This is a genomic window from Psychrobacter sp. (genome assembly GCF_036731945.1).
Classification (GTDB): Bacteria; Pseudomonadota; Gammaproteobacteria; order Pseudomonadales; family Moraxellaceae; genus Psychrobacter.
The window spans coordinates 391-3,860 of sequence record NZ_DAINDI010000104.1 but is presented as its reverse complement, the minus strand read 5'-3'; the positions used below and the strand labels follow the sequence as shown (position 1 = coordinate 3,860).

Sequence of the window (3,470 nt, the reverse complement as noted above, 5' to 3'; positions counted from 1 at the left end):
CAAGGCGGCGATTATACCTCAAAGGTACATCAGCCCCTACGTGATAGCGGTTGGACTGGTTACTGGATTGATGCAGCAAGCACCTTACGTATGGAAGACGACAGCATCATCATTCTTGATCCTGTTAACCGCAATGTGATTGATAAGGCACTGGCAAATGGCAAAAAAGACTTCATCGGTGGTAACTGTACCGTGTCACTGATGCTGATGGCAATCGGTGAGCTGTTTAATAAAGGCTGGGTTGAATGGGTCAGCGCCATGACTTATCAAGCAGCAAGTGGCTCTGGCGCCAACAACATGCGCGAGTTAATCGAAGGCATGGGCGTACTCCGTGACGCTGTCAAAGATGAGCTTGCCGACCCTGCCAGCGCTATTCTTGAGATTGATAAAAAAATCGCCCAGACGCAGCGCTCAGACGACTTTCCTAAGCAATACTTTGGCGTGCCACTAGCAGGCAGTTTGATTCCTTATATCGATTCGCAGCTTGAAAACAAACAATCGCGCGAAGAATGGAAAGGTGGCGTTGAAACCAATAAAATCCTTGGCAATTCTGAAGCCGATAAAATTGCCATTGACGGTATGTGTGTCCGCGTTGGCGCTATGCGTTGTCACGCTCAAGGCTTAACGATTAAACTTAAAAAAGACATCCCGCTAGAAGAAATCGAAGCAGCATTGAAAAACAGCGGTAATCAGTGGTTAGATGTGGTTGAAGATACCAAAGAAGCTGCTATAAATCGCTTAACACCGGTAGCAGTAACTGGTACTTTAACAGTGGCGCTAGGACGCCTACGCAAGCTCAATATGGGCCCTGAATATTTGGGTGCGTTCACTGTTGGCGACCAGCTATTATGGGGCGCAGCAGAGCCATTACGCCGTATGCTGAATATCATCCGTGAGCAAAATAGCTAATCTTATTTAATCGCCAATAAAAAAGACAGCGCTTGCTGTCTATTTTTGGCATCATTTTTGGCGTTATTTTTTCAAAAATGAATCATTTAGGCTTATAAGCAATCATTATTTCATTGCGGCGCAGAAACGGCAGCGTCCAAGGTGGATTATAACGCGCCAGCTCAGGCTTACCTGTGATGGTTAAATTTTGCGCTTGCATCCAAGATTGTAGCTCTTTAGTTTTTGCCGCGACCTTTTCAGTACCCGCCAAGCCTGAAAATTTAATAACGCCATAAGTTTGCGCTGGAACTTCTACAATTTCGATGTTCGGATTATTAGGTTTTGGCAGCGTTTGCAGCGTATATTGGCTTGGCATGGTAAATTGCACGCGCCATTTATCTTCAGTTTGTTGAATGCTGACTGGCGCAGTCATGGCAATTTTTTGTGACTTACCACTCCCTTTTTTAGTTTCAGGTTGCATTGTTACTGGCGCAGTCATGCTAATTTTACGACTCTCGCCATTTGCGGCGCTATTATTGCCAAAGATATAATCTGCTAAGACCTTAAATCCTGCACGGCTGGCGGCATCTTGGTCGCCCGTTACCCAAGTCTGTGCTATTAATTGCTCATCGTAACGACGCAGCTCAAAGTCTTTATCCTGTTTTAGTACAGTATATTTTGGCTCTTCGGTTGCCATAGCTGCTCCTGATAGTAATAATGCGCTCGTTAATAACAGTCCATTTGATAGGGCTTTATTTGATAGGTGGTTATTCAATAGTAAGCGAATCGATGACAAATAGCGTGTTTTGGCCATATTATCTCTCCACTATATAAATTTAGCACTTAACATTTATTTAATTTATAGTAGCCACTCTTCTACTTTAGCAATGACTTGGCAAGAATGTCTGTGTTTTTTGGTTATAGCATGCCAATTAATAAACGATTAATGACCCGTTCAATTATTAGCATGCTTAGGCTATTTTATAAACGCTCTACTTCTCTAAATGAATTGTCAGTCGCTTAAATATCGATGTCCAAAAAAATGCTTAACAATGTTATAATTAGCGCCATTTTCATAGCTTAAATAGCGGTTATCTTATGCAATTTGTCTTACACAAAACGGCCAGCGGTATCACGCGCGCACGCCGTGGTACGGTTCATCTCAATCATGGCGATGTGCAAACGCCTGCTTTTATGCCAGTGGGTACTTATGGTACCGTAAAAGGCATGCTGCCACGTGATATCGAAGCGATTGGCGCCGATATTATCTTGGGCAATACCTTCCATTTATGGCTGCGTCCGGGCACTGATATCATTGATAAATTTGGTGGTCTGCATAAATTCATGCATTGGGATAAGCCAATTCTTACCGATTCGGGTGGTTTCCAAGTATTCAGCCTTGGAGCAATGCGTAAAATCACCGAAGAAGGCGTGACTTTTAAGTCGCCTATTGATGGCGCAAAAGTATTTTTATCGCCAGAAAAATCAATGCAAATTCAATATAGCTTAAACTCAGACATCGTGATGCAGTTCGATGAGTGCACGCCCTATCCTGCCACTCATGAAGAAGCCAAAAAATCTTTAGAATTATCATTACGCTGGGGCCAGCGCTGTGTCGATGAGCATAAGAAGCTTGGCAGTACCAATGCTTTATTTGGCATTATCCAAGGCAGTATGTATGCCGATTTGCGTCAGCAATCGCTCGAAGGCCTGCTTGAGATTGGCTTTGATGGTTATGCCATCGGCGGTTTGTCGGTTGGCGAACCAAAAGAAGAGATGATAGACGTCCTAGATTATATTGCTGATGATATGCCAGCTAACAAGCCGCGCTATTTAATGGGCGTTGGTAAGCCTGAAGACCTTGTTGAAGGCGTACGCCGCGGCGTCGATATGTTCGATTGCGTGATGCCGACTCGCAACGCCCGTAATGGTCATTACTTTGTCACTGGTGACGCTGAGAACGCCGGCATCATACGCATACGTAATAGCCAATATCGCACCGATGAAGGGCCATTAGACCCTGAATGTGACTGCTATACCTGCCAAAACTTTAGTCGTGCTTACTTATCACATCTGAATAAATGTAAAGAGATGCTAGGAGCGCAATTGGCGACCATTCATAACCTACGTTACTATCAGCGTTTGATGCAAGGTATCAGAGACGCTATCGAGCAAGATAAATTTGATGAGTTTGTAAATGAGTTTTATAGTAAACGCGGACAAAGCGTTCCTGAACTCAATTTACGTTAACCATTTTTAGAGTTATTTTATCTGCGTAAGCTGCTTTAAGCGAAAGGCGTTAAAATGCAAAAGGGCTTAAGATTAATCTTAAGCCCTTTTTACTAGCTAATAATCAATACTGCCTAGAATAAAAGCTCGTATTAATCATAGTTAATCTATTAGCTCATCAAAGTGGTCACAAAAACAATCAGTACAGCAATCGGCGCGACGAATTTAGCAATGATTTGCCATAATTGCCAGGTACCATTAGACAATCCAAGCTCTTGCTGAATGCTACGCTGATCCATTTTCCAACCGACAAAGATAATCGCGGCAAGACCGGTTAAAGGTAACATGAATTT

General features: G+C 43.2%; 3 protein-coding genes and 1 pseudogene. 2 read left to right on the top strand and 2 right to left on the bottom strand.

The window, feature by feature from the left end; all coding sequences use genetic code 11:
- Positions 1 to 909 (top strand): aspartate-semialdehyde dehydrogenase (gene asd, locus V7D75_RS13985; RefSeq protein ID WP_333615050.1); only part of this gene is annotated, 909 nt, incomplete at its 5' end.
- 82 nt (positions 910 to 991) lie between these two features.
- Here the strand turns inward: asd and V7D75_RS13980 are convergent.
- The gene (locus V7D75_RS13980) at positions 992 to 1,702 is read right to left on the bottom strand and encodes an SOUL family heme-binding protein (RefSeq protein ID WP_333615049.1); all 711 of its coding nucleotides are present in this window, start codon (positions 1,700 to 1,702) and stop codon (positions 992 to 994) included.
- Positions 1,703 to 1,986: 284 nt separating this feature from the next.
- Here V7D75_RS13980 and tgt point away from each other — a divergent pair, with 284 nt between their 5' ends.
- Positions 1,987 to 3,138, top strand: a complete 1,152-nt coding sequence (tgt, locus tag V7D75_RS13975; protein WP_333615048.1) for a tRNA guanosine(34) transglycosylase Tgt — start codon at positions 1,987 to 1,989, stop codon at positions 3,136 to 3,138.
- A gap of 149 nt (positions 3,139 to 3,287) precedes the next feature.
- On the opposite strand, the pseudogene V7D75_RS13970 reads toward tgt, so the two are convergent.
- Positions 3,288 to 3,470 (bottom strand): annotated as a pseudogene (locus V7D75_RS13970) (sodium-dependent transporter); the annotation flags it as partial.